Raw genomic sequence first — 22,801 nt, 5'->3', positions numbered from 1 at the left:
GATAACCAGTTGGAATTTGAGCATTGACTAAAAATTGTAATTCTTGCGAAAGCATAATTGGAAGTACATACGCATTGCTATGTCCATAAAAGTACTAGGCTCGATTGGTTTGAATGGCTTGATAGTCTGTGTTGTTTGCTGTGTTGATATTGAAAATTGGGGGCGGTGATAAGAATTGAAGGCTTGGGTTATGCTCCATTGGTGCAGATTGGTAGGACATAGAATTCAGCATCTGCTCATGAGCTCTGTTGACCACCAAAATCTAAATAAAAATGTAGTTGGCTGCTTTGCTTATTAAATATGGATGCGGGGCTGAGCCAAGCGTGGTCCCCTAAACTTTTGTTTAATACAGTTAGTTTTAAATGGGTTTCAATCGTATTTAGGGATCAGCCATTATTGTGTAGCGGGAATAGGTTGATTGCTAACAGCATCATACAACACTGGTGGGGTGCTACTCAGTTGTCCGACCTTACCTTGTGGATGGCAACTGATTAACACAAGGCTGAATAGAATAAGAAAGCTGATAAATACAACAATAACAATTTTGAACCTGAGTATGGTATGCAGATTTTTGGCATTCATGTGTTGTGCTTTTTTATAAAGATATGAGGTGTTTTGTTTTTTATTATTTAGACATAAAAAAGCCCGCTTTAATGCTGCGGGCTTTTTTGTATTTGGCTCTCCAACCTGGGCTCGAACCAGGGACCTGCGGATTAACAGTCCGTCGCTCTACCGACTGAGCTATTGGAGAATCTGAGTGCGATTATAAGCAGATTTTAAAACAGGTCAAGCATTAGTGGTGTAAAAATATGGATTTTATAGTTGTATGTTTTATATTTGAGCAAACAAAAAGAATTTTAAGAAAAAATTAACTTTTGGCTTGTGCTTTAAAAAAAGCATTGCTAGATTAATTAAAGAAAGTTGTTGAGGCAAAAACCTCAACAGTGTGGATTTAAACCAACTTGCCAGCACTAAAATGGCTAAATCGGAGTAAGCGAATGAATACGCTCAGCATCCCTGAATTTTTTTCTCAATTCTCATATTACCAAGAAAATTATCTATCTTTGATTCAGCAGCCAGAATTGTATTATACGGCTGTGGAAGGAGCTTTTGTATCTGTACGACCATTTGCTACAGTACAATTGTATTTGGGTGATTTATTGCAACTGTGGTTTTCAGAAAAATGGCTGGTTGAATCTGCACGTGAAAGTTGGATTGCAACATATTTTTCTGAGCAGATCGAAGCGCAAGAACGTGTTTATATTTATGCTTTAGAAGGCAAACTCTGGTCTAAGCCATTACAAGCTCAAGCTTGGTCGAAATCGCAGCATGCTTCTTGTACTGTTCAGCTAGAACGTGCTCTGAAATATTATTGCTATTACAAAGCCTTATCTGCACCAAACTACAAATTAAAACCTGTGCAAAAGACTTATCATCATGCTTAATTGGATGTTTTGCACAACATCTCCCTGTGTTGTGCAATAGCATTTACGCACGAATAATCATGCAAGTTGCGGTAGCATGTGCATAGAGTTTTCCTTCTTCATCTATGATTTTTCCTTCAGACATACCTAAATTTTTGCTCATATTGATGACTGTGCCAATCGCAATCAGGTCTTTATTCTGAGGGATAGGGCGGCACATTTTAATATTCAAATCAATGGTTCCATAGCCAACACCCGCTTCTAGCATGGAGTGAATAGCACAGCCTGTAACTGAGTCAAGTACAGTAGCTGCAAAGCCGCCATGCACACCACCTAAAGGGTTTAAATGACGATGATCAGCTTTGGCTTTAAAGTGAATAGTGCCTAGCGTGACTTTATAGGGTGCCATCGGAATCGTTTCACTTATACTTGGTACAGGAATTTTCCCTGCACACATGGCTTCAAGTAACTGCAACCCTGTCATTTCTTTAATATTCATTTGAAATCCTTCTTTATTCTATTGAGTTCTAAAAAGGAACTTAATAGTAAACATAATCCCTTAAGGAAAATGAAGTCAAGAAAAGATTGGAAAACTTCTTTAAGCGTCTAATTCATAAATTTTATCGAGGCTGTCTGCACCGGTTAAAATATGCAGAGAAATACGTTCACCAGTTGCCCATGTGGCTTGATCAGAGTTGAAGTCAACATCAATAATATCTAAATCACGGCAAAGGGTTAAAGCACTTTCGATAACGATAAACTGGGGAGAGCGGGCTTTTAAGCATTTAGCAATGTAACGTTTAACATTCTGTTGTCGGTATACATCGATAATCTTATAGCGCATGATGAACTCATAGGCATTTAGCTGTGTGTGAGCGTATCTTAGAAGATCGAGTTAAAGGTTGCTATGCTTAATGTGTTGCGAAATGTTTGATTCATAAAAATAAATAGGGTTTACATTTATTTATACTATATAAACAGTGAAATGATGAGCGTTATTGTTTAATACCAATTGATCAAAATTAAAACAATACGAAGGAAGATTTAAAAATGAAAAAAAGGCATGCGCAGTGCTTATGTGGGACAACACAATTTGAAGTAAATTTAGCAAATTATCAAGTTCATGTGTGTCATTGTTCGCTTTGTCGTCGACAAAGTAGTGGTTTGCTCATGAGTATTGATGTTGAGCCAAGCAGTTTGGTTTTTCAAAAACAGGATCAATTGGGAATTTTTAAATCATCGGAATGGGGTGAGCGTGGTTTCTGCAAGCAATGTGGGACCACTTTATTTTGGCGTATGCACGATCATCGTTATTGTAATATTAACGTGTTTGCACTGGATGAATTGCCAAAAGAGCTAAGCTTAGACAGGGAAATTTATATTGATAATAAACCCGATTTTTATTCACTCAGTCAATCGACTAAAAAAATGACAGAAGCAGAGGTTGTGGCGATGTTTAAGCCCTAAAGAGATAGGTCGATAGTGACAAGATGTAGAAATAAAAAAGAGCTCAAATAGATTTGAGCTCTTTTTTTGAAAAATAACTAGCTAAATTATTTTGCAGCTTTTTCAGCTTCAATCGATGCAATTGCAGCGTCTACGCCTTCGATTGAATCTGCAGCTTTTTTGATACGTGCAAGCGCATCTACAAGTACTTCATCAGCAGTTGCGTAAGAGATACGCATGAAACCACCAAGACCGAATGCATCGCCAGGAACTACGGCTACGCCAGTTTCTTCCAATAACCATTCAGAGAATTCTGTGCAAGATTTTAAACCTTTTGCACGAATTAACGGACGGATGTTGGCATAAGCATAGAATGCGCCATCAGCAGGTAAGCATGAAATGCCATTGATTTCATTTAAGCCGTTTACAACTAAGTCATGACGACGTTTGAAAGCTTCAATCATTGGTTCAAGTACGTCTTGAGGACCATTCAATGCAGCTTCAGCCGCAACTTGCGAAATTGAAGTTGGGTTAGAAGTAGATTGAGATTGGATTTTTTTCATTGCGCCAATGATTTTTGCAGGACCCGCTGCATAGCCAATACGCCAGCCAGTCATTGCATAAGCTTTAGACACGCCATTGAGTACGATTGTACGGTCGTATAAGTCTGGGGCAACAGTAGCGATGTTGTAGAACTCATCATCCCAACGGATTGGTTCGTACATGTCATCAGATGCAACAAATACTTGTGGGTGACGGCGTAATACATCAGCTAAAGCTTCAAGTTCAGCTTTGGTATAAATCATACCTGTTGGGTTAGATGGGCTATTCAGTACCACTAAACGCGTTTTTTCAGTGATTGCCGCTTCTAATTGTTCTGGTGTAATTTTGAAACGCTGTTCTTCACCACATTTCACAATGACAGGTGTACCTTCAGCGATGATTACCATATCTGGATAGCTGACCCAGAAAGGCGCAGGAATAATCACTTCATCACCTTTGTTTAACAAAGCTAAAGCTAAGTTAAAGAAAGATTGTTTACCACCACAAGAAACCAAAATTTGGTTTGCTTGGTAGTCAAGGTTATTGTCGCGTTTAAGTTTTGCAATAATTGCTTTTTTAAGGCCTGGCGTACCATCGACAGCGGTATATTTAGTAAAACCGTTGTTAATTGCTGTAATAGCAGCATCTTTGATGTGTTGCGGGGTGTCAAAATCTGGTTCACCAGCTCCCAAGCCAATGACATTTTTACCAGCAGCTTTAAGTTCAGCAGCTTTGTTGGTCACAGCTAATGTAGGGGACGGTTTGATGGCATTTACACGATCAGATAGACGTACGTCCACGGCGTTATTCCTTCTTATGGAGGGTAAAAAATAAAAAGCATAATATCTTAGCCTAAAAAGAGTGACTTCGTCGTTTTAAATAAGCTCAAATTCATAAAAAAGCGTAAAATAAATCTTTTTTGCTTTTAAAGCAGACAAAAATAATGAAGTAGTAGGAAGTCACTCGCAACTGAGCGTAAAAAACTTTAAAATACTCTCAATTTTATTTGAGTCATGGTCATGAGTAAGCAACAGCCTACGAATAAGCCATTGGTGAAACTCCCATTCCCAATGCCAGCGACTGATGAGCAATCATCAGACCAAGCTGTTCATAATCAGGTGCGCCCAAAACCTGAGCAATATGCAGATCGAACTTGGATGCCACCCCGTGGTACACGACGTTCGATGGGTAAGCGTTAAAAAAGAAGTGCGTATGCACTTCTTTTTTTATGGGGAAAATTAACGTGCGCGGCGTTCATTGTGCTCATAATGCTGTTTTTTATTCAGATACATCATTTGATCAGCGCGTTTCAGCATGTCTTCAATACGTTCATGCTGTTTGACCGTCGCATAGCCAATTGAGAGGCTAATCGGCTGACTGGCATAAAATTGATTATCGACATGCAGCAGCTCTTGCAAACTCTGCAGGCAGTTTTGTAATGCTGCTTCATCTGCTCCTGGTAAAAGCACCACTAATTCATCGCCACCTATTCGGGACGCGGAATATAAGGTGTTTTGAATGAGTTGATTTAATATTCCGCCCATGCGCCGAAGTAGTCCATCACCAACATCATGTCCTAAGCTGTCATTAACTTCTTTTAAGCCATTCATATCCAGAAAAATACAGGAGACGGGGCGTAAGGGGCTACGTTCTAAACGGTTCATTTCTTCGGTGTAAAATGAGCGATTGTAAAGTTTGGTCAAGACATCATGCTTGCCCAAGTATTCCAAATAATTTTCGGCTTTTTTTCGTGCTGTAATATCGGTCAGGGCAACTTGCACCATGCTCCAATCATCTTTGTAGTCTGGAAAAACGGTAAATTGCAATAACACATGTCGGATACTGCCATCAAGGGCATAATTTACAGCTTCACGTTGATGGTGAATGTTGCCATTCCATAATTCAATTAATTGCTCACGAAAGGTTTGTACCATTTCTTTCGCAAAAATTTTATGAGTATTTTTGAACAAAGTATCTTTGTCAGCCGCGCCAAATAAATCAAGTGTTGCTTGATTCACATCAACAATAATAATGTCTTGAATACATTGCAGAATAAAATCATGATGCACATCTAAGAAGGTTTGAAAGTCTTGAATTCCCATGCTTCTAAGTTGATCAAGCCGATATTTGATCCGGCTAAAATCCTCTATCCACAAAGAGGTTGGTGAATATTTAAATCTTGATTCTGCCAGTAATCGATTTTTTTCTTCTAATCGACAGGCGGTTTTGTATGGCGTGATATCTTCAGTCGTGATTAATAGCAGGGATAAATCATGTTCATGCCCTGGAATAACAGTACCTCGCAACTGAATATCTAAGCGTTGTCCTGAAATGGTGTAATTGACCGTACTACTGATAAATTCGGTCTGTCCTTCCCATAAACACAGGAGTTCTTGAATATGGGTTTTAGCCATATCTTGCTTAAATATCAGATCCAGATTTTGTTGTAAGTGCGTTAAGTCGTGGGCTTGAAATAGCGTCAAAGTTTTTGCATTGACTTTCAGAATTTTAATTTTATGCGCGCAGTCTAATACGCGTGACTCATCTTCGAGTAAAAATTGTTGGAGATCTTGGATGCCTTGCGCTCGCCAAAGATCAAATTGTTTTTTGACCTCACTAAAGTCTTCTAGCCACATGGCGATGGGAGATAATTCAAAAATTGAGGAATCGAGTAATTCCATGAATCGCTCATATTTATTATTTAAGTTGAGCTTAGTATAGGGATAATTTTTTCATTTTTAAATCATGTGATTAATAAAAGTATTAAATCTTATTTTGTGATGATTTTGGCATTAAACTTGCCATAAAAAGGGGGTGTCTGAACTTTATTTTCAGCACATCCCCATGTTGATGGTGCTGAATTAGTGAGCTGATCTTCGGGCTTTATTTTCTGGTTTGGGGGCGGCTATTTCGCGTTGATGATTCCAAACATCGAGGAAATCTTGTTCATTGATGTTGTAAAGCTCGAGTAGTGCAAGTATTACACCGCCAATGATCATACGGCTTTCTAAAGGTGAGTCGATACGAAATTCTTTTTCATCTAGGTTGTGTAAAATATCTTCAATTTCGAAAATGCGATCTCGTCCATTGCTATCGGTTGGATACATTGGGGTATTCAAAATAATTTGTGCCAGACTTTTTTCATTGTCTGCCAAAGGGAGTTGTTCAATCACTTGATCAAGGGGTTCGCTTGGGAAAATGACGTGGTCTTGCAAGACTGCTTTTAAGAATGCTTGACGTAATTTAGGTAAGGTTTGTTCTACAAAAGGGCGGAATGAGACAGGAAAAATGACATTATGAGAAATGCCTTTAAACATCGGTGCAATTTCTTCAACTTTGTAACCTGCAACGCCGCAACCTACCGAAGTAATGAAGTATTTGGTTTTAGGATGATGCTGGGTATAAATTTTAAAATCATCAATATAATGTTGAATCTGTGAAAGTGGCATTTGTTGTAAATGCTCATTCATGGTGGGAATGGCATAGCTTTGACCTGCCCAGCCACGTCCTGCACCTTTCATGGCACCAAAATGTAACAAAGCGATTTTGGCAGCACCACCCGCATGCGTACCCGCCATATTACTGCCAAAAACAAAAATGGTATCTTCAGGTAAACTTTTAACAATGGTTTCATCGTGGTAATGGTAGCGCATAGGTATTTTATCTAATCATCATTATTGATTCATGTTGCAACTGAATAGGGCATGGGTCAAGTAGCAGGCTATGCTTTTTTAAATAGATTATTTATAGGGTTCATGTAAACGAGACGTTAAATATTCAGTCTGCTTCATGCGAAAGTCCAAGAATGCTTGTTGCATGTTGCTCAACTGCCCCCATACTATGTTAAGTCATAAGTGTGCTGAAGATGGAAACCATGCAAGAGCGTCAAAAACCTGTGCAAGATAGCCAACAACCTTTTGATTTGGTGACTCAGTTTCAACCTGCTGGGGATCAGCCACAGGCAATTGAAAAACTGGTACATGGTGTTGAACAAGGTTATCGCAATCAATTGTTACTTGGGGTGACAGGATCTGGTAAAACTTACACCATGGCAAATGTGATTGCTCAGACGCAACGTCCGACCATTATCATGGCACATAACAAGACCTTAGCTGCGCAGCTTTATGGTGAATTTAAAGCATTTTTCCCAAATAATGCGGTTGAGTATTTCGTGAGTTATTACGATTACTACCAGCCTGAAGCTTATGTACCATCTTCAGATACTTTTATTGAGAAAGATGCTGCAATTAATGATCATATTGATCAGATGCGTTTGTCCGCAACGCGGGCTTTGCTGGAACGTCGGGATGCCATTATTGTAGCTTCGGTTTCTGCCATCTATGGTTTGGGTGATCCCAATGCCTATATGAGTATGTTGTTGCATATTGTGCAGGGCGACCGAATCAACCGAGATGAGATTATTCGTCGTCTGGTCGAAATGCAATACAGCCGTAACGAATTGGAATTTTTACGTGCGACTTATCGTATCCGTGGCGAAATCATCGATATTTTCCCTGCCGAATCGGATCAACATGCAATTCGTATTGAGTTATTTGATGATGAGGTCGATTCGATCCGTTGGTTTGATCCATTAACGGGGAAAATGATTAGAAAAGTTCCACGCGTCACGATTTATCCGAAAAGCCATTATGTGACGCCCAAAGAGAATCTTGAACGTGCGATTGGTACGATTCGAGAAGAACTGAAAGAGCGCTTGGTATTTTTCCGTGAACACGACAAATTGCTGGAAGCACAGCGAATTGAACAACGTACCCGTTACGATTTGGAAATGATGCAACAGTTGGGTTATACCAATGGTATTGAAAACTATTCACGTCATTTATCTGGACGACCATCAGGGGAAGCACCACCCACCTTGTTTGATTATATCCCCGATGATGCCTTGTTAATTATTGATGAATCACATGTGACTGTGCCGCAAATTGGCGCTATGTATAAGGGTGACCGCTCGCGTAAAGAGAATCTGGTGAATTATGGCTTTCGTTTGCCAAGTGCGCTAGATAACCGCCCAATGAAATTTGAAGAATGGGAGCGCATTGTTCCGAGCACTATCTATGTGAGTGCAACCCCAGCAAAGTATGAGTTAGAAAAATCGGAACAAGTGGTTGAACAAGTGGTACGACCAACAGGATTAGTGGATCCTGAAATCGAAATCCGTCCAGTGCTGACCCAAGTGGATGATGTACTGTCTGAAATTAATATTCGTAAAGAATTGAATGAGCGTGTTTTGGTGACAACTTTAACTAAACGTATGGCAGAAGATTTGACTTCATATTTAAAAGAATATGGTGTGAAAGTCGCGTATCTACATTCAGATATTGATACGGTTGAGCGCGTTAAAATTATTCACGAATTGCGTTCTGGTATTCATGATGTTTTGGTGGGGATTAACTTGCTGCGTGAAGGCTTAGACATGCCCGAAGTGTCTTTGGTCGCAATTTTGGATGCTGATAAAGAGGGTTTCTTGCGCTCAGAACGTGCCTTGATTCAAACCATTGGTCGTGCCGCACGTAATTTAAAAGGTAAGGCTATTTTGTATGCCGATCGTATCACCGATTCTATGCAAAAGGCGATTGATGAAACTGACCGTCGTCGTGCTAAACAAATTGAGTTTAATTTGGAGCATGGTATTACTCCGCGTAGTGCTGTACGTCAGGTTGTCAGGGAAATTGACACTGGTGAAGTATTCAATGATGATCAGATTGATGCCAAGATCGCAGATCAGGCTCAAGCCTTGTCTGCGGATGAACAACATATTTTGTCGAATCCAAAATTGCTCAGTAAACACATGGCAAAACTGGAAAAAGAGATGTTAAAAGCATCGAAAGAATTGCAGTTTGAACAGGCAGCGCGTTTGCGAGATGAAATTTTACGCCTTAAAGCCCAATTGCTACGATGAGTTCACACACATGTTCTGCAAAATTATTACATAACACTACAGTGTGTTGGATCAAAGCCCGTTATTTTTTAAGAAATTAAATTTGGGCTTTGACTAAATCAATCTTTTTAAAGGATGTAGTTATGCGTAAAAATAATCTTCCTAAAGCAAGCTGGCGTATTATAAAAATTGTTATTGGTGGGGCAATCTTGGTGGGGTTAGGTGCTGCGACTATGGCTTATGCACACACCAAGCCTATGCCAGTGGTGGAAAAGATTGAATTAGACCGCTATTTGGGTGTTTGGTATGAAGTTGCACGCAAGCCCATGTATTTTCAAAACAAATGTGCAAGAGATGTTTCAGCAACCTATACCTTAAATGAAAATGGTAATGTAAGTGTCGATAATCAGTGTTATTCAAAAGATGGCATCTTACAGCAGGCGATAGGCGAGGCTTTTGTTAAGAATCCGCCGTTTAATTCTAAGCTACAGGTAAGTTTCCTACCAGAAGCGGCACGTTGGATCCCTGTTGCACGAGGGGATTATTGGATCTTAAAATTGGATGATGACTATCAAACTGTTTTAGTGGGTGAGCCACGCCGAAAATACATGTGGGTACTCTCGCGTACACCAGAAGCGAAGCCTGAAGTCATCAATGAATATTTAGAATATGCCAAAACACTGGGTTATGATTTGAGTGATTTAATCCGAACAGCACACAGTAAAATCAAACCAAAATAATTTTAAGGCTTAAAATAGGTTTTGAAGATAGATCATCCAAGCCCGCATAAAACCGTGGTTTGTGTGAAAGTTATTTTAATGACGACGTATTTTATTTAACTTATCGGTATACTAAGTCCAGCAAATTGTTTGGGTGAAAAAATGTATAAGGGCGTAGCACTGTCGGTATTGGCATCTGTCACTTTTGGCGTGCTTTACGGCTATACTGAATTTTTAAAACCCTTAGATAGCGAGCAGACTTTTGCTTGGCGTATGTTGGCGACCTTACCTTTTTTAACCCTGTTTATGTGGTGGTCAGGCGAACTCAAGCTTATTGCTGAATTATTCAAAAAAGTTTTTCAAAATCCAATCTATCTGCTTTGGTTGTTCATCAGTTCTTTATTGTGTACGTCTCAGTTATGGCTATTCCTTTGGGGACCCATCAATGGGCGTGGTTTAGAGGTATCTTTAGGATATTTTTTATTGCCTTTGGTGATGGTACTGATCGGATGTGTATTACATAAAGAAAAACTTTCCCGTTGGCAATTACTGGCTGTTATTTTGGCAGCATTAGGTGTCATACATGAGATTTGGCGCATAGGTAGTGTTGCGTGGGAAACACTGTATGTTGCTTTGGCATACCCTTTATATTTTTATTTACGCCGACTATTTAAATCAGATCACTTAGGTGGTTTTTGGTGGGATTTATTTTTAATTCTACCCATCGCTTTTTATCTGTTATCTGATGCGGAAGCTTTAAGTGTTGTATTGCACTACCCACATTTAATCTGGGCGATTATTGGTTTGGGTTTTTTAAGTGCGCTTGGCTTGGGAAGTTATATTCTGGCGAGCCGTTTTTTACCTTTTATTTTATTTGGTCTACTCAGTTACTTAGAACCCGTGTTATTGGCTGCTGCATCAATTGCTTTGGGGGAGCAAGTTGCCCCAGAAGAATGGCTGACTTATATTCCAATTTGGTGCGCGGTATTGGTCTTGGTGATTGAAGGGTGTTTGCATTTGTACAAGCAGCAGCGTCAAAAGCGCAATCTTGGACGTAATATTGCAAAAACCAATGCACGCATAAATGATCAATCATAAGAGAAGAGAAGTCGTTGTAAAATCTGATTTAAGTTGATGCGCTTTTACAGGGAAAATATCCATTTGTGCTGTTTCTTCTCTCTTTAGGTTGTAGTTGCTTTTTTAAAATTTGGTGGCTCAAGTAAAATCACATGAAGAATTACAACTATTTTGTAAATTTATAATGAATATGTAGGAAAATAGCAGCGGCTGCACCAGCTTTTGATTCAATCTTGCTGACAATTCCTTTACAATTGTCGCGTTTTGAAATTTATGCCTAGATATACAATTTAATTAGAGGACGTATCTGTGAGCAAAGAGACTATTATCGCCCTACACGCCGAGCACCAAGGTCGCTGGAAAAACCGTGAAGAAATCGGGGAACAAATGATTGCTTTAATCGGTAAACTTTACCGTGAGCAAAATATCGTGACTTCAGTTTATGGTCGTTCTTTAGTTAACCGTTCTGTTATTCAGATTTTGAAAGCACACCGTCTTACCCGTGTGATGGATGTAGAACTTTCTGTAGTAAATACTTTTCCAATTCTTCAAGCATTGGCGAAAATCCAGAATATCGGTACTGCTGAAATTGATCTAGGTAAACTTGCTGTTGAATACAAAGCACAAGGCGGTGACGTAGATGCATTTGTAGCAAATGCAGTTCAATCTTTAGAAGGTCGTGCGACTTCAGTTGAAGGTCGTGACGTTGTACTTTACGGTTTTGGTCGTATCGGTCGTATCCTTGCACGTTTAATGATTGGTCAGTCTGGTCTTGGTCGTGGTTTAAACCTTAAAGCGATTGTGGTTCGTAAGTCATCTGATGGTGATTTAGAGAAACGTGCGTCTTTATTACGTCGTGACTCAATTCATGGTCCATTCTCTGGTACGATTTCTGTTGATGAAGAAAACGAAGCAATTATTGCAAACGGTCAATTCATCAAAGTTATTTATGCGTCTAATCCAACTGAAGTTGATTATACCGATTATGGTATTAGCAATGCGTTAGTTATCGATAACACTGGTAAATGGCGTGATGCAGAAGGTCTTGCGCAACACCTTAAATGCCCAGGCGCTGCACGCGTAATTTTAACTGCACCTGGTAAAGGCGACATGAAGAACGTGGTGTTTGGTGTGAACCAAGCAGACATTCTGGATGAAGATCAAATCATTTCAGCTGCAAGCTGTACAACCAACGCAATCACGCCAACATTGAAAGTATTACATGACAAATACACAGTGTTAAATGGTCACGTTGAAACAGTTCACTCGTTCACAAACGACCAGAACTTAATCGACAACTACCATAAAGCGGATCGTCGTGGTCGTGCTGCTACTTTGAACATGGTAATTACTGAAACTGGTGCGGCGAAAGCAGTTGCGAAAGCACTTCCAGCACTTCAAGGTAAATTAACAGGTAACTCTGTACGTGTTCCAACACCAAACGTTTCACTTGCGATTTTGAACTTAACTTTAGATAAAGAAGTGGATCGTGATGAAGTGAATGAATACATTCGTCAAATCTCAATCAGTTCAAGCCTTCAAGGTCAAATTGGTTATACCAACTCGACAGAAGTTGTATCTTCTGACTTCATTGGTTCGCGTACTGCAGGTGTATTTGACGCGCAAGCAACCATCACTTCAGGCAACCGCTTAACTGCATACGTATGGTATGACAACGAAGTGGGTTATAGCTGCCAAGTATTACGTATTGCTGAACAAATGGGCGGCGTAAGCTATCCAAAAGTTCCTGCTGAAACAAATGCATAATTTGTTCGGTTAAGAAAAAAGAGCTTCAGTAATGAAGCTCTTTTTTTGTCTCTATAGTTCTTAAATGTCCAAAAATAGTTCTTTTAGTTGACCTAAATAGCAACAGATATTCAAATCAGGTCAATGCAACAATTCCGACAAAATTAGTAGTATTAAATTTAATAGGCTATGCTGGCGCTGATCAGGCATATCAACATAAATGTGATGATTGCTCGGTCTGAGCTGGGTAAAGTGATTGTCCCTAGAATGGCTTAAATGAATTGAGTCAATTAAAAAACGAACTTAAAGGATTAAGTCATTGCAAATAAAAAGAGTGCTTGCTGCTTTGGCATTTTTGGGGTTAGCAACTCTCAGCGGTGTCTTACTCGCAATTTGGGTGTTTCAACATTTTAATATTTATATTCCTCTGAATAATCAAGCTGTGAATATTGATTTGCAAGAACCACTACAAGCGAAAGTTAAAATTCATGATGCTTTAGATGTAAATGTCTCAGGGCGAATTCGTGCTGAAATTCCAATTCAAGAACAGTTAGACATTCCTTTAACACAAACGTTGACTCCACGAGTTTATTTTGACAGCCAAGTCCCCATTAAAACCACGATTCCTGTGCAGGAAACCTTAAAGGTACAGCAAAATTTACCCATCGATACGCGTGTAAATGTAGTGATTATGGGGCAAAACATCAGTTTACCGTTAAAAGGCTCGATTCCAATCAATCTAGATGTGCCGATTCATATTAATGTGCCATTAGAACAAAAGGTGCACTTAAAATTTGATGCACCCGTACGAACGGTACTGAAAGAGAATTTACATATTCCGTTAAATGCCACGTTAAGGACAGAAATCCCTGTACAAGGACAATTGAATGTCCCGATCAAGACTGCTTTAAATGCCACAGTGGACGTACAAAATACCTTGCCTGTGAAAATTCAGAAGGGAGAATTAAAAGTTCCTTTGAATACTTTAAAACTCTCATCAGCACAGTTTGCACAACCGCAGTTGGTTCGAGCTGAATAGGGGGTAAGCCGTGTTTTCTTCCTCTCGTTTTTGGTGTTTTAGTTTTATTGGGCTGGTCGTCGCGATAGCGATTTTGTTCTGGTTGTATTTGAACGTGATTGCCTCTATGCAAATTTCGACACATCGTTCGGAAATCATGTTGCCAGATGCTTTAGCAACCAAAATTCATGTAGATAACTATTTAGATATTTACTCCAAGGCAAGTTGAATACGCAAATAGATATTGATCGTCAACTGAACCTACCTTTAAAAGGCAAATATCTTGCAGATTTAAAATTTGAAATAGAAACACCGATTACCGTGAATATTGACTATCAAACCATGATACGTATTGATCAGTTAATGCCTGTAGAAACGACGACCGATTTAATTTATCAAAATCAATTGTTGCCCAAGTTCCCTTTGAAACTGGATATTCCTGTTCAGTTGGATGTGCCATTTGAACTTAAACGTGCTTACAGCATTCCTGTGAAGATTCAATTTGATGGACCTGTTTACTTCGAGTTTGATGAACGCGTTGGTTTACACGTAGTCCACCGTTTTTCACCGCAACTGAACTTGAATGACCCAATGAAAATGGATCGTATTGCCAGTTTTGATGCCACTATGTACAACGCCGTACGAAAAACTTTAGTCAATTTAGAGCTGAATATGCATTTGCCGGTACATCATATTCATCCTTGAACAAAGCCCAATATTCATAACTTGAATCGATATTCTAGATGTGACTTATCCACTCTAGGCTTGGAAAAGAATGAATCACTTCCTTGATGGTTAAAGATTAATCTGATAGCTTACCGAATGAAAGTACAGATAAAAAAGTAAGCAGCTACTGCACTGAGGGGAGTTTATGAGTACGTATGTAACCAGTAAGTTATTGGGTCAAGTTTTGTCGACAGCTTGTCCTTCCCGCGAAATACTTGAGCATCTTTCCAGTAAATGGTCGCTGTTGGTGTTGCATTGTTTAAGTGAAGGTGTGCATCGCTTCAGTGAATTAAAAGTAAAAATTGAGGGGATTAGTGAAAAAATGCTGTCGCAAACCCTTAAAACATTAGAACAAGATGGTTTTATTTTACGTACCGTATACCCGATTGTACCACCGAAAGTGGAGTATCAATTGACGATTATAGGTTCGCAGGTCGCGGCAAAGGTCAACGAACTCATTCATTGGATAGAACGAAATTTGCCTGAAATTTTAGAACAGAAACCTAAAGTAGATATCTAAATTCATGGCTCATTTAGTAATTTATCCTTGAGTGTCGTGTATGACACTCAATACGTTCGGCTTTGAGTACATTGATTAAATTAAAATTGAATGGTTCGGTTATTTAAAGATTATTTTCAATAAATCAATGTAAAACAAATATAAAAATAAGCAGGACTATAAAAATAATGAGGGAAATTCATATTTAGTTGAATAATACTATTCGAGAAATGCTTTAAAATGTGGCAGAATAAGCGGTTTTAAAGATTTTAGAGGATTGGCAGTATGCGCTTTGTTGATGAAGCAGTCATTACCGTAGAGGCTGGCGACGGTGGCAATGGCGTAGCCAGTTTTCGCCGTGAAAAATTCGTACCTTTTGGTGGTCCAGACGGTGGTGATGGTGGTCGTGGTGGCAGTGTTTATATTCAAGCTGATGATAATACCAGTACCCTTGTAGACTTCCGTTATACCCGCCGCTTCCGTGCGGAACGTGCTAAAAATGGCCGTGGTGCAAACTGTGCAGGCCGTGGTGGTGAAGACACTGTATTAATGGTTCCTGTGGGTACAACCATTGTTGATACAGACTCTGGCGACATTATTGGTGACTTGGTTGAAAATGGTCAGCGTGTGCTTGTTGCAGCTGGCGGTGATGGTGGTTTAGGTAATACGCACTTTAAATCATCAACCAACCGTACACCACGTAAATGTACCCATGGTTTTAAAGGTGAATTCCGTGAAATTCGCCTAGAACTTAAAGTATTGGCAGACGTTGGTCTATTGGGTATGCCAAATGCAGGTAAATCAACCTTTATTCGTGCAGTATCAGCAGCAAAACCTAAAGTTGCAGATTATCCATTTACAACTATGGTTCCAAACCTAGGTGTAGTCGATGCGGATAGCCACCGTTCATTTGTCATGGCGGATATTCCAGGGCTAATTGAAGGTGCTTCGGAAGGTGCGGGTCTGGGTATTCGTTTCCTTAAGCATTTGGCACGTACCCGTATCTTATTGCACATTGTAGATGTACAACCCATCGATGGTTCAGATCCTGCATATAATGCTAAAGCGATCTTGGCTGAGTTGAAAAAATTCTCTCCGACACTTTCAAAGCTACCGATCGTACTAGTTTTAAACAAAGTCGATCAGCTCGCAGAAGATACACGTGATGAATGGTGTCAGCATATCCTAGATGAAATGCAGTGGGATGGTCCTGTATTTAAAACTTCAGGTTTGATGTCTGAAGGGACAAAACCAGTTGTGTACTATCTAATGGATCAAATTGAGCAACAACGAGAACGCGAGCTTGAAGATCCTGAGTACGCAGCAGAAGTGAAAGCATTCCGTGATCAGCTAGAAGCTGAAACACGTGAACAAACCATTGCCGCTAAAGAAGCTTATCGTGAAATGCGTCGTCAACAGCGTCTTGCTGGTCTATTGGGTGATGATGATGAAGACGATGATGATGGCGACGATAGCGATATGGAAGTGTTTTACGTTCGTTAATTTCCAAGCGAACAACATGTAACTGAGGACAAGATGATAGAAGTGGTAGATGGGCAACGTCAGCTCAAGGCTTTAAAACGTATCGTTGTTAAAATCGGATCATCTTTACTCACAGCAAATGGGCAAGGCTTAGATTTAGATGCAATTTCGCATTGGGCGAAACAAATTGCAGATCTACATCAAGCTGGACATGAAATTATTCTTGTCTCCTCAGGTGCTGTGGCTGAAGGTATGGTTCGAATGAAGCTAGAGAATCGACCCACCGATCTACCCAGTCTTCAGGCATGTGCTGCCATTGGTCAAATGGGTTTAATCCATACGTGGTCAAGTGTACTCGAACGGCACAGCATTCAAACAGCACAAGTACTTTTAACCCATGATGATCTTGCGGATCGTCGTCGTTATTTAAACTCTTGTGATGCTTTGCAGAATCTAATTGATTGGCGCGTGATTCCAGTCATTAATGAGAATGACACAGTTTCAACTGACGAAATTCGCTTTGGTGATAATGACACGCTTGCTGCAATGGTTGCAGGGCAAGTCCATGCCGATTTGTTGATTATTTTGACAGATCAGCAGGGCATGTTTGATTCCGATCCGCGTTCAAATCCAAATGCGAAACTGTTCCATACCGTACGGGCTTTAGATGAAAGTCTATTTGATATGGCTGGTGGCGGAGGTAGATTTGGTCGTGGCGGTATGCTCACCAAAGTTCGTGCAGCACGACTGGCGGCCAAGTCCGGTTGTCCAACCCTGATTGCGAGCGGTGAAAGTGATCAAGTACTTGCCCGTTTAATGGCAGGTGAGATGTTGGGTACTTTGTTTATTACCGATAATGATCGTATTACAGCACATCAGCAATGGTTGGCTGCACATTTGCAAACGGCAGGACGTTTGATTTTAGATGATGGCGCTGTTAAAGCCATTAAAGACGATCACCGTAGTTTGCTACCTGTCGGTGTGAAAGCCGTTGAAGGTCATTTTGACCGTGGTGATGTTGTGGAGTGTGTTGATCCTTCTGGTTACCGCGTGGCGGTTGGGCGTGTTAATTTTAGTTCACGTTCGGCTGAATTAGTCAAAGGCTTGTCTTCAGATAAGGTTTATCAAGTTCTGGGCGAAGCACGTTCGCTTGAGATGATTCATCGTGATCATATGGCGATTTACTAAATGATTTAAAAAAGATCCCGCTTTAGAGCGGGATTTTTTATTTTGAGAAGGACTTATTTAATAAAACCTTTTTGAATTAGGTGCTTAAACAAGTAGAAATGAAGGGTCAGTACCCATTCCATCAGTTTTTCTTTATAGCGATTCCAGAGTGTTAAACCAAACAAATTCAGCGCAAAAGCCAGTACAAAGGCACCGAGCATATCTAAAGGGAAATGAACCCCTACATAAATGCGTGACCATGCGACCAGCCAAGCCAGCATAATTAAGAAAATGCCAAGTTTACGGTAAGTTGAAAAGAAATAAGAAAAAGCAATACTGCTAAAAATGAGCATATGATCGCTAGGGAAAGAGCCATTGGGTGAGTGATAAATCAAAGTTCGTCCGACATCCATCACAAAAGGGCGTGGATGATAGTAGATGTGTGAAATACACTGACTGATGAAAATGGCAATACTGGTAAAAATAAAAGCTTTAAGAATTTGTTTTTTTATTTGATAGTCACCGCGTAACCAAAACCAAGCAAAAAGTGCAATCATGCAATAGAGTAAGTCATTGGCGATGAAAATGGCAAAATTAATGCTGGCATTACTGGCTTCAGGAGATGCATTAATCCACGAAAAAAGCGATAAATTAAGTTCAGAAAGAGTCATGACAGTGGATGGTGTTTATAAAGTACAAAAGAGAGTCATAATTTTGTCATATTGTTAAAATAAAAAAGACCACAGAATTGTAGTCTTTTTTAAATGTTGCATGATGCCGGAGTCAGGCGTGATTAACTTTAAAAATCAAATGACATTTCTAGGTAGAAGGTGCATGGCTGACCTACATATTTTCCACCTGTTGAGTCGGTTGAAATATTGTTGATCAAACATGGTTTTTAAGTTAAATCTACAATTATTTAAACTGAACCGTACCGTTTGCATTTACAGTAATTTTAGATTCACCTGCTGCAACTTCAGGCATCGGTGCTGCCTCTGCATCGGCAAATTTTGCCATACTGCTACGCATCATGATGGGTTGAGGGTAGTTGTTACTGGTGTTTAAGTTTAAATTGACTAAGTTGTAGCCTGATTTATTCCATGACTGACTCAATAACTGTGCGCGTTGTTGGAAGTTTTTAGAGGCTTCAACCATGAGTTCATTTTCAACTTTTTTACGTTGAGCATCTGAAACGGTAAAGTTGATGGATTGGGTCTGGAAGTTTTGCTGTAACTCATTCACTAACTGACTCGCAGCTTTAAAGTCGGTACTTTCAATTTGAATTTCAGCACGACCACGCCATTCTTTTAATTTACGACTATCATTGTCATAAATTGGATAAGTCGTTTGAGACCCAGTTTCGACTTTTACATTTGGGTACTTACGTGAAGTCGAAATGGCCTGATTCATGAGTTGAGTAATTTGAGTTGCCAGTTCGGCAGGCTGTTTATTACTCTTTTCAATATAAAGTACAGCATGCATTTCATCATTAGAAACTTGACGTGATGCTTCGGCTTGCACGTTAACTAAATTGTAATTCAAAGCTTCTGTTTGCTGCGCAAAAGCAGTGCTGCTGAATAAGCCACCTAAGAGGAGGGAAGAAAGTACAAAATGGCGCATAAGAAGTAACCTTTATTTGAATTTTTCAAACTTATTTGATTAGGTCAATGGTAAAGGCAGTTCATGGTGAACTTTTGCAGGAATTGTGGTGAGTTTGTAATTTTTTGCATTAAAATTAAGCTAGAAATACTTAAATTAAACATTATTAAATCAATGGTTTAATTTTATAAAGAGCAATAAATAAAATAATAAAATAATAAAATTCATAAAAAGTAAAAAAACTCATATTTTCTTTCACTTGTCACAATGTAAGATGATAATGAAAGAGCTGGTTAGGTGTAGAGTTTTTTTAAAAAAATTAGGGTGGATATTTGCTAAAAGTTGTTTATTTTCCTGAAAAATTCGGTATCATGCCGCTCCTAGTTATTTATTTAAATATTGTCTAACTAGATTCTATAAAGCACCGAGTCAAAGGACCGCAAGTCACCAGACTTATTTCTTTCAACCCATATCAGAGATGGTAATTCGATATGAGCGTTTCTTCTGTAAACCCTGCCACTAATTCTACTAACGAATACTATTTGACTCGCCAAAGTCAGATGGAATCCAATGTTCGTAGCTATCCACGTAAATTACCGTTAGCGATAGCAAAAGCATTAGGTTGCTGGGTTACCGATGTTGAAGGTACAGAGTACCTTGATTGTTTAGCTGGGGCAGGAACATTGGCATTAGGCCATAATCATCCTGCGGTCGTTCAAAGTATTCAAGATACACTGACAAGTGGCATTCCATTACATACTTTAGATTTAACTACACCGTTGAAAGATGCTTTCACGGAAGCATTGCTTTCGTATCTTCCAGGCGGTAAAGAAGAGTACTGTTTACAGTTCTGTGGTCCATCTGGTGCAGATGCGACTGAAGCAGCAATTAAACTAGCGAAGACTTATACAGGTCGTAGCTCAGTAATCAGCTTCTCTGGTGGTTATCATGGTATGACCCACGGTTCTTTAGCAATGACAGGTAACTTGTCTGCTAAAAACGCTGTGAATAGTTTAATGCCAGGGGTACAGTTTATGCCATATCCGCATGAATACCGTTGCCCACTGGGTTTAGGTGGTGAAGCGGGTGTTGATGCGTTAACGTATTTCTTCGAAAACTTCATTGAAGATGTAGAAAGCGGTGTCACTAAGCCAGCAGCAGTTATTCTTGAAGCGATTCAAGGTGAAGGCGGTGTTGTGACAGCGCCAACCAAATGGTTGAAGAAAATCCGTGAAGTGACTGAAAAACACAACATCGTGTTAATTCTTGATGAAGTTCAAGCAGGCTTTGCACGTTCAGGTAAAATGTTTGCCTATGAACATGCGGGTATTGAGCCAGATGTTGTTGTCATGTCAAAAGCTGTTGGTGGTGGTTTACCGCTTGCAGTGCTAGGTATTAAACGTAAGTTTGATGCATGGCAACCAGCAGGTCACACGGGGACTTTCCGTGGTAACCAGTTGGCAATGGGTACTGGCTTAGTCGTATTAAAAACGATTACTGAACAGAACTTAGCTCAAAATGCGCAAGAGCGTGGTGATTTCTTACAAGCTGAATTGAAAAAAATGGCGCAAGAATTCCCATGTATTGGTAACGTTCGTGGCCGTGGCTTAATGATCGGTGTCGAAATTGTAGATGAGCGTAAACCAGCTGACCATATGGGTTCTTTACCAGCAGACGGTCAATTGGCAGCAGCAATTCAAGCGGCATCTTTTGATAACAAACTCTTGTTAGAAAAAGGTGGTCGTAACGGTACCGTGATTCGTTTACTTTGCCCATTAATCATTACGCAAGAAGAATGTGTAGAAGTGATTGCTCGCTTTAAGAAAGCAATTGCTGAAGCACTTGTTGCTGTGCGAGGCGCTCAATAATGGTTGATTTTGCAGAACACCGTAAAGCGTTACTCTGCAATGATGCCCAATCCATTGCTGACTATGAGTCAGCAATGGAGCAAGCTACCAAAGCGGTAGCGGCATGGTTGCAAAATGACAAAATGTACACAGGCGGTAGCATTAAAGAATTACGTAATGCAATTGCTTTTAATCCAACTCCAGAAGGTTTGGGTGTACAAAAGTCATTAGATCGTATGGTTGAGCTTTTCTTGAACAAAAGCTTAAAAGTACATCACCCTCATTCTCTCGCACATTTGCATTGCCCAACCATGGTTGCAAGCCAAATTGCAGAAGTTTTGATTAATGCAACCAACCAATCTATGGACTCATGGGATCAAAGCCCAGCGGGTTCTTTGATGGAAGTTCAATTGATTGATTGGCTTCGTCAAAAAGTCGGTTATGGTGCAGGTCAAGCAGGTGTGTTCACTTCTGGTGGTACACAATCTAACTTGATGGGTGTCCTACTTGCGCGTGATGCTTGCATCTCGAAAAACTGGAAAGACGAAAACGGCAAGCCGTGGTCTGTACAGCGCGATGGTATTCCTGCAGAAGCCATGAAAAACGTTAAAGTCATCTGTTCTGAAAATGCACATTTCTCTGTGCAAAAGAACATGGCAATGATGGGTATGGGCTTCCAGTCTGTTGTGACGGTTCCTGTAAACGAAAATGCCCAAATGGATGTTGATGCCCTAGAAAAAACTATGGCGCATTTACAGTCAGAAGGCAAAATCGTGGCATGTGTGGTTGCAACTGCGGGCACAACCGATGCAGGTGCAATTGACCCATTGAAGAAAATTCGTGAAATCACCAACAAGTTTGGCGCGTGGATGCATATCGATGCGGCATGGGGTGGGGCACTGATTTTATCGAACGATTACCGTTCGATGTTAGATGGGATTGAGTTATCTGACTCGATTACGCTTGATTTCCATAAGCATTATTTCCAAACCATTTCTTGTGGTGCATTCTTGCTTAAAGATGAAGCGAACTATCGTTTCATGCATTATGAAGCTGAATACCTAAACTCAGCCTATGATGAAGAGCATGGTGTTCCGAACCTAGTATCGAAATCTTTACAAACAACTCGTCGTTTTGATGCGTTGAAATTGTGGATGACAGTAGAAGCTTTAGGTGAAGAGCTGTATGGTTCAATGATCGATCACGGTGTTAAATTGACACGTGATGTTGCAGATTATATTAAAGCAACCGAGGGTCTTGAGCTTTTAGTTGAACCACAATTTGCTTCTGTATTGTTCCGTGTAGTGCCAGCAAACTATCCTGTAGAGTTGTTGGATACATTGAACCAAAACGTTGCTGATGAACTGTTTGCACGTGGTGAAGCGAATATTGGTGTAACTAAAGTGGGTCAAGTGCAATCATTGAAAATGACGACGCTAAGCCCTGTGGCTACATTAGAAAACGTACAGAACTTGCTGTCTCTTGTGCTTGCAGAAGCGGATCGTATTAAAGATCCGATTCAGGCAGGTACTTATACGCCAGCGATTGACTAATTGTCATGTTGTTCAAAGAAAGCCTGGAAAATTCCAGGCTTTTTTATTTTTTATCT

Annotated in this window: 21 protein-coding genes, 1 tRNA gene and 2 pseudogenes; 14 read left to right on the top strand and 10 right to left on the bottom strand. The window is 39.9% G+C overall.

Translation table 11 applies throughout. The annotated features are described in order from the left end of the window. Positions 1-94: 94 nt before the first annotated feature. A complete protein-coding gene (locus E0H94_RS18875; RefSeq protein ID WP_264757540.1) occupies positions 95-220 on the bottom strand; it encodes a hypothetical protein in 126 nt (41 codons plus the stop codon). Positions 221-675: 455 nt separating this feature from the next. Further along, positions 676-751, bottom strand: a tRNA-Asn gene (locus E0H94_RS04375). A gap of 247 nt (positions 752-998) precedes the next feature. Between E0H94_RS04375 and E0H94_RS04370 the strand changes: the two genes are divergently transcribed. Then, entirely contained in the window at positions 999-1,445 is a 447-nt protein-coding gene (locus tag E0H94_RS04370; protein WP_131325295.1) for a hypothetical protein, read from the top strand. Positions 1,446-1,488: 43 nt separating this feature from the next. Here E0H94_RS04370 and E0H94_RS04365 read toward each other — a convergent pair whose 3' ends face one another. Both E0H94_RS04365 and E0H94_RS04360 read right to left on the bottom strand, forming a co-directional pair. Next, the gene (locus tag E0H94_RS04365) at positions 1,489-1,923 is read right to left on the bottom strand and encodes a PaaI family thioesterase (RefSeq protein ID WP_131325294.1); all 435 of its coding nucleotides are present in this window, start codon (positions 1,921-1,923) and stop codon (positions 1,489-1,491) included. Between the two features lie 99 nt (positions 1,924-2,022). Then, positions 2,023-2,268, bottom strand: coding sequence for a hypothetical protein (locus tag E0H94_RS04360; protein ID WP_131325293.1), 246 nt, complete (start codon positions 2,266-2,268; stop codon positions 2,023-2,025). A 206-nt stretch (positions 2,269-2,474) separates the two neighbouring features. Between E0H94_RS04360 and E0H94_RS04355 the strand changes: the two genes are divergently transcribed. Beyond that, complete coding sequence (locus E0H94_RS04355) at positions 2,475-2,891, top strand: GFA family protein (protein ID WP_131325292.1); 417 nt, start codon at positions 2,475-2,477, stop codon at positions 2,889-2,891. Positions 2,892-2,977: 86 nt separating this feature from the next. On the opposite strand, the gene E0H94_RS04350 is transcribed toward E0H94_RS04355, so the two are convergent. After that, complete coding sequence (locus E0H94_RS04350) at positions 2,978-4,213, bottom strand: pyridoxal phosphate-dependent aminotransferase (RefSeq protein WP_131325291.1); 1,236 nt, start codon at positions 4,211-4,213, stop codon at positions 2,978-2,980. Between the two features lie 219 nt (positions 4,214-4,432). Here E0H94_RS04350 and E0H94_RS04345 point away from each other — a divergent pair, with 219 nt between their 5' ends. Further along, positions 4,433-4,612, top strand: a complete 180-nt coding sequence (locus E0H94_RS04345; protein ID WP_131325290.1) for a hypothetical protein — start codon at positions 4,433-4,435, stop codon at positions 4,610-4,612. Between the two features lie 39 nt (positions 4,613-4,651). On the opposite strand, the gene E0H94_RS04340 is transcribed toward E0H94_RS04345, so the two are convergent. Together E0H94_RS04340 and E0H94_RS04335 are read right to left on the bottom strand one after the other, a co-directional pair. Beyond that, complete coding sequence (locus tag E0H94_RS04340; protein ID WP_131325289.1) at positions 4,652-6,094, bottom strand: diguanylate cyclase domain-containing protein; 1,443 nt, start codon at positions 6,092-6,094, stop codon at positions 4,652-4,654. A gap of 180 nt (positions 6,095-6,274) precedes the next feature. Continuing rightward, positions 6,275-7,066 (bottom strand): hypothetical protein, encoded by a 792-nt coding sequence (locus E0H94_RS04335; RefSeq protein ID WP_131325288.1) that lies wholly within the window; start codon positions 7,064-7,066, stop codon positions 6,275-6,277. Between the two features lie 221 nt (positions 7,067-7,287). Between E0H94_RS04335 and uvrB the strand changes: the two genes are divergently transcribed. The 9 genes and pseudogenes from uvrB (at position 7,288) to proB (ending at position 17,767) form a co-directional block, all read left to right on the top strand. Further along, positions 7,288-9,333: an excinuclease ABC subunit UvrB gene (uvrB, locus tag E0H94_RS04330; RefSeq protein ID WP_131325363.1), complete on the top strand. Its 2,046-nt coding sequence runs from the start codon at positions 7,288-7,290 to the stop codon at positions 9,331-9,333. A gap of 122 nt (positions 9,334-9,455) precedes the next feature. Further along, positions 9,456-10,052, top strand: coding sequence for a lipocalin family protein (locus E0H94_RS04325; RefSeq protein WP_131325287.1), 597 nt, complete (start codon positions 9,456-9,458; stop codon positions 10,050-10,052). Positions 10,053-10,193: 141 nt separating this feature from the next. Next, positions 10,194-11,129 (top strand): EamA family transporter RarD, encoded by a 936-nt coding sequence (gene rarD / locus E0H94_RS04320; protein WP_131325286.1) that lies wholly within the window; start codon positions 10,194-10,196, stop codon positions 11,127-11,129. 288 nt (positions 11,130-11,417) lie between these two features. Next, positions 11,418-12,875 (top strand): glyceraldehyde-3-phosphate dehydrogenase, encoded by a 1,458-nt coding sequence (locus tag E0H94_RS04315; protein WP_131325285.1) that lies wholly within the window; start codon positions 11,418-11,420, stop codon positions 12,873-12,875. Between the two features lie 298 nt (positions 12,876-13,173). Continuing rightward, the gene (locus E0H94_RS04310; RefSeq protein WP_131325284.1) at positions 13,174-13,893 is read left to right on the top strand and encodes an MFS transporter; all 720 of its coding nucleotides are present in this window, start codon (positions 13,174-13,176) and stop codon (positions 13,891-13,893) included. A gap of 10 nt (positions 13,894-13,903) precedes the next feature. Continuing rightward, positions 13,904-14,577 (top strand): annotated as a pseudogene (locus E0H94_RS04305) (hypothetical protein). Between the two features lie 166 nt (positions 14,578-14,743). After that, entirely contained in the window at positions 14,744-15,118 is a 375-nt protein-coding gene (locus E0H94_RS04300; RefSeq protein ID WP_131325283.1) for a winged helix-turn-helix transcriptional regulator, read from the top strand. 264 nt (positions 15,119-15,382) lie between these two features. Further along, positions 15,383-16,600, top strand: coding sequence for an Obg family GTPase CgtA (gene cgtA / locus E0H94_RS04295; protein WP_131325282.1), 1,218 nt, complete (start codon positions 15,383-15,385; stop codon positions 16,598-16,600). 33 nt (positions 16,601-16,633) lie between these two features. Then, on the top strand, positions 16,634-17,767 hold the full coding sequence (gene proB / locus E0H94_RS04290) for a glutamate 5-kinase (RefSeq protein WP_131325281.1): 1,134 nt from the start codon (positions 16,634-16,636) through the stop codon (positions 17,765-17,767). A 53-nt stretch (positions 17,768-17,820) separates the two neighbouring features. Here proB and E0H94_RS04285 read toward each other — a convergent pair whose 3' ends face one another. The 3 genes and pseudogenes from E0H94_RS04285 to E0H94_RS04280 all read right to left on the bottom strand — a co-directional run bounded on the left by E0H94_RS04285 (position 17,821) and on the right by E0H94_RS04280 (position 19,366). Beyond that, on the bottom strand, positions 17,821-18,417 hold the full coding sequence (locus E0H94_RS04285) for a phosphatase PAP2 family protein (RefSeq protein WP_131325280.1): 597 nt from the start codon (positions 18,415-18,417) through the stop codon (positions 17,821-17,823). 128 nt (positions 18,418-18,545) lie between these two features. Further along, a pseudogene (locus E0H94_RS18995) lies at positions 18,546-18,620 on the bottom strand (hypothetical protein); the annotation flags it as partial. Positions 18,621-18,661: 41 nt separating this feature from the next. After that, complete coding sequence (locus E0H94_RS04280) at positions 18,662-19,366, bottom strand: SIMPL domain-containing protein (protein ID WP_131325279.1); 705 nt, start codon at positions 19,364-19,366, stop codon at positions 18,662-18,664. Between the two features lie 470 nt (positions 19,367-19,836). Here E0H94_RS04280 and E0H94_RS04275 point away from each other — a divergent pair, with 470 nt between their 5' ends. Together E0H94_RS04275 and E0H94_RS04270 are read left to right on the top strand one after the other, a co-directional pair. Beyond that, on the top strand, positions 19,837-21,213 hold the full coding sequence (locus tag E0H94_RS04275; protein ID WP_131325278.1) for a diaminobutyrate--2-oxoglutarate transaminase: 1,377 nt from the start codon (positions 19,837-19,839) through the stop codon (positions 21,211-21,213). Beyond that, positions 21,213-22,745, top strand: coding sequence for a pyridoxal phosphate-dependent decarboxylase family protein (locus tag E0H94_RS04270; protein WP_131325277.1), 1,533 nt, complete (start codon positions 21,213-21,215; stop codon positions 22,743-22,745). The genes E0H94_RS04275 and E0H94_RS04270 overlap by 1 nt, the downstream gene beginning before the upstream one ends. Positions 22,746-22,801: the final 56 nt, after the last annotated feature.

Source organism: Acinetobacter sp. ANC 4173 (assembly GCF_004331255.1).
GTDB lineage: Bacteria > Pseudomonadota > Gammaproteobacteria > Pseudomonadales > Moraxellaceae > Acinetobacter.
The sequence above is the reverse complement of the archived record's forward strand: the minus strand, read 5'-3'. Positions and strand labels throughout refer to the sequence as shown.

Coding starts and splice junctions, on each gene's coding strand:
- proB (WP_131325281.1), top strand. CDS start 16,634: ATGATAGAAGTGGTAGATGGGCAACGTCAGCTCAAGGCTTTAAAACGT.
- E0H94_RS04300 (WP_131325283.1), top strand. CDS start 14,744: ATGAGTACGTATGTAACCAGTAAGTTATTGGGTCAAGTTTTGTCGACA.
- E0H94_RS04275 (WP_131325278.1), top strand. CDS start 19,837: ATGAGCGTTTCTTCTGTAAACCCTGCCACTAATTCTACTAACGAATAC.
- E0H94_RS04325 (WP_131325287.1), top strand. CDS start 9,456: ATGCGTAAAAATAATCTTCCTAAAGCAAGCTGGCGTATTATAAAAATT.
- E0H94_RS04335 (WP_131325288.1), bottom strand. CDS start 7,066: ATGCGCTACCATTACCACGATGAAACCATTGTTAAAAGTTTACCTGAA.
- E0H94_RS18875 (WP_264757540.1), bottom strand. CDS start 220: ATGTCCTACCAATCTGCACCAATGGAGCATAACCCAAGCCTTCAATTC.
- E0H94_RS04365 (WP_131325294.1), bottom strand. CDS start 1,923: ATGAATATTAAAGAAATGACAGGGTTGCAGTTACTTGAAGCCATGTGT.
- uvrB (WP_131325363.1), top strand. CDS start 7,288: ATGCAAGAGCGTCAAAAACCTGTGCAAGATAGCCAACAACCTTTTGAT.
- E0H94_RS04355 (WP_131325292.1), top strand. CDS start 2,475: ATGAAAAAAAGGCATGCGCAGTGCTTATGTGGGACAACACAATTTGAA.
- E0H94_RS04270 (WP_131325277.1), top strand. CDS start 21,213: ATGGTTGATTTTGCAGAACACCGTAAAGCGTTACTCTGCAATGATGCC.
- E0H94_RS04360 (WP_131325293.1), bottom strand. CDS start 2,268: ATGCGCTATAAGATTATCGATGTATACCGACAACAGAATGTTAAACGT.
- E0H94_RS04370 (WP_131325295.1), top strand. CDS start 999: ATGAATACGCTCAGCATCCCTGAATTTTTTTCTCAATTCTCATATTAC.
- cgtA (WP_131325282.1), top strand. CDS start 15,383: ATGCGCTTTGTTGATGAAGCAGTCATTACCGTAGAGGCTGGCGACGGT.
- E0H94_RS04340 (WP_131325289.1), bottom strand. CDS start 6,094: ATGGAATTACTCGATTCCTCAATTTTTGAATTATCTCCCATCGCCATG.
- E0H94_RS04280 (WP_131325279.1), bottom strand. CDS start 19,366: ATGCGCCATTTTGTACTTTCTTCCCTCCTCTTAGGTGGCTTATTCAGC.
- rarD (WP_131325286.1), top strand. CDS start 10,194: ATGTATAAGGGCGTAGCACTGTCGGTATTGGCATCTGTCACTTTTGGC.
- E0H94_RS04285 (WP_131325280.1), bottom strand. CDS start 18,417: ATGACTCTTTCTGAACTTAATTTATCGCTTTTTTCGTGGATTAATGCA.
- E0H94_RS04345 (WP_131325290.1), top strand. CDS start 4,433: ATGAGTAAGCAACAGCCTACGAATAAGCCATTGGTGAAACTCCCATTC.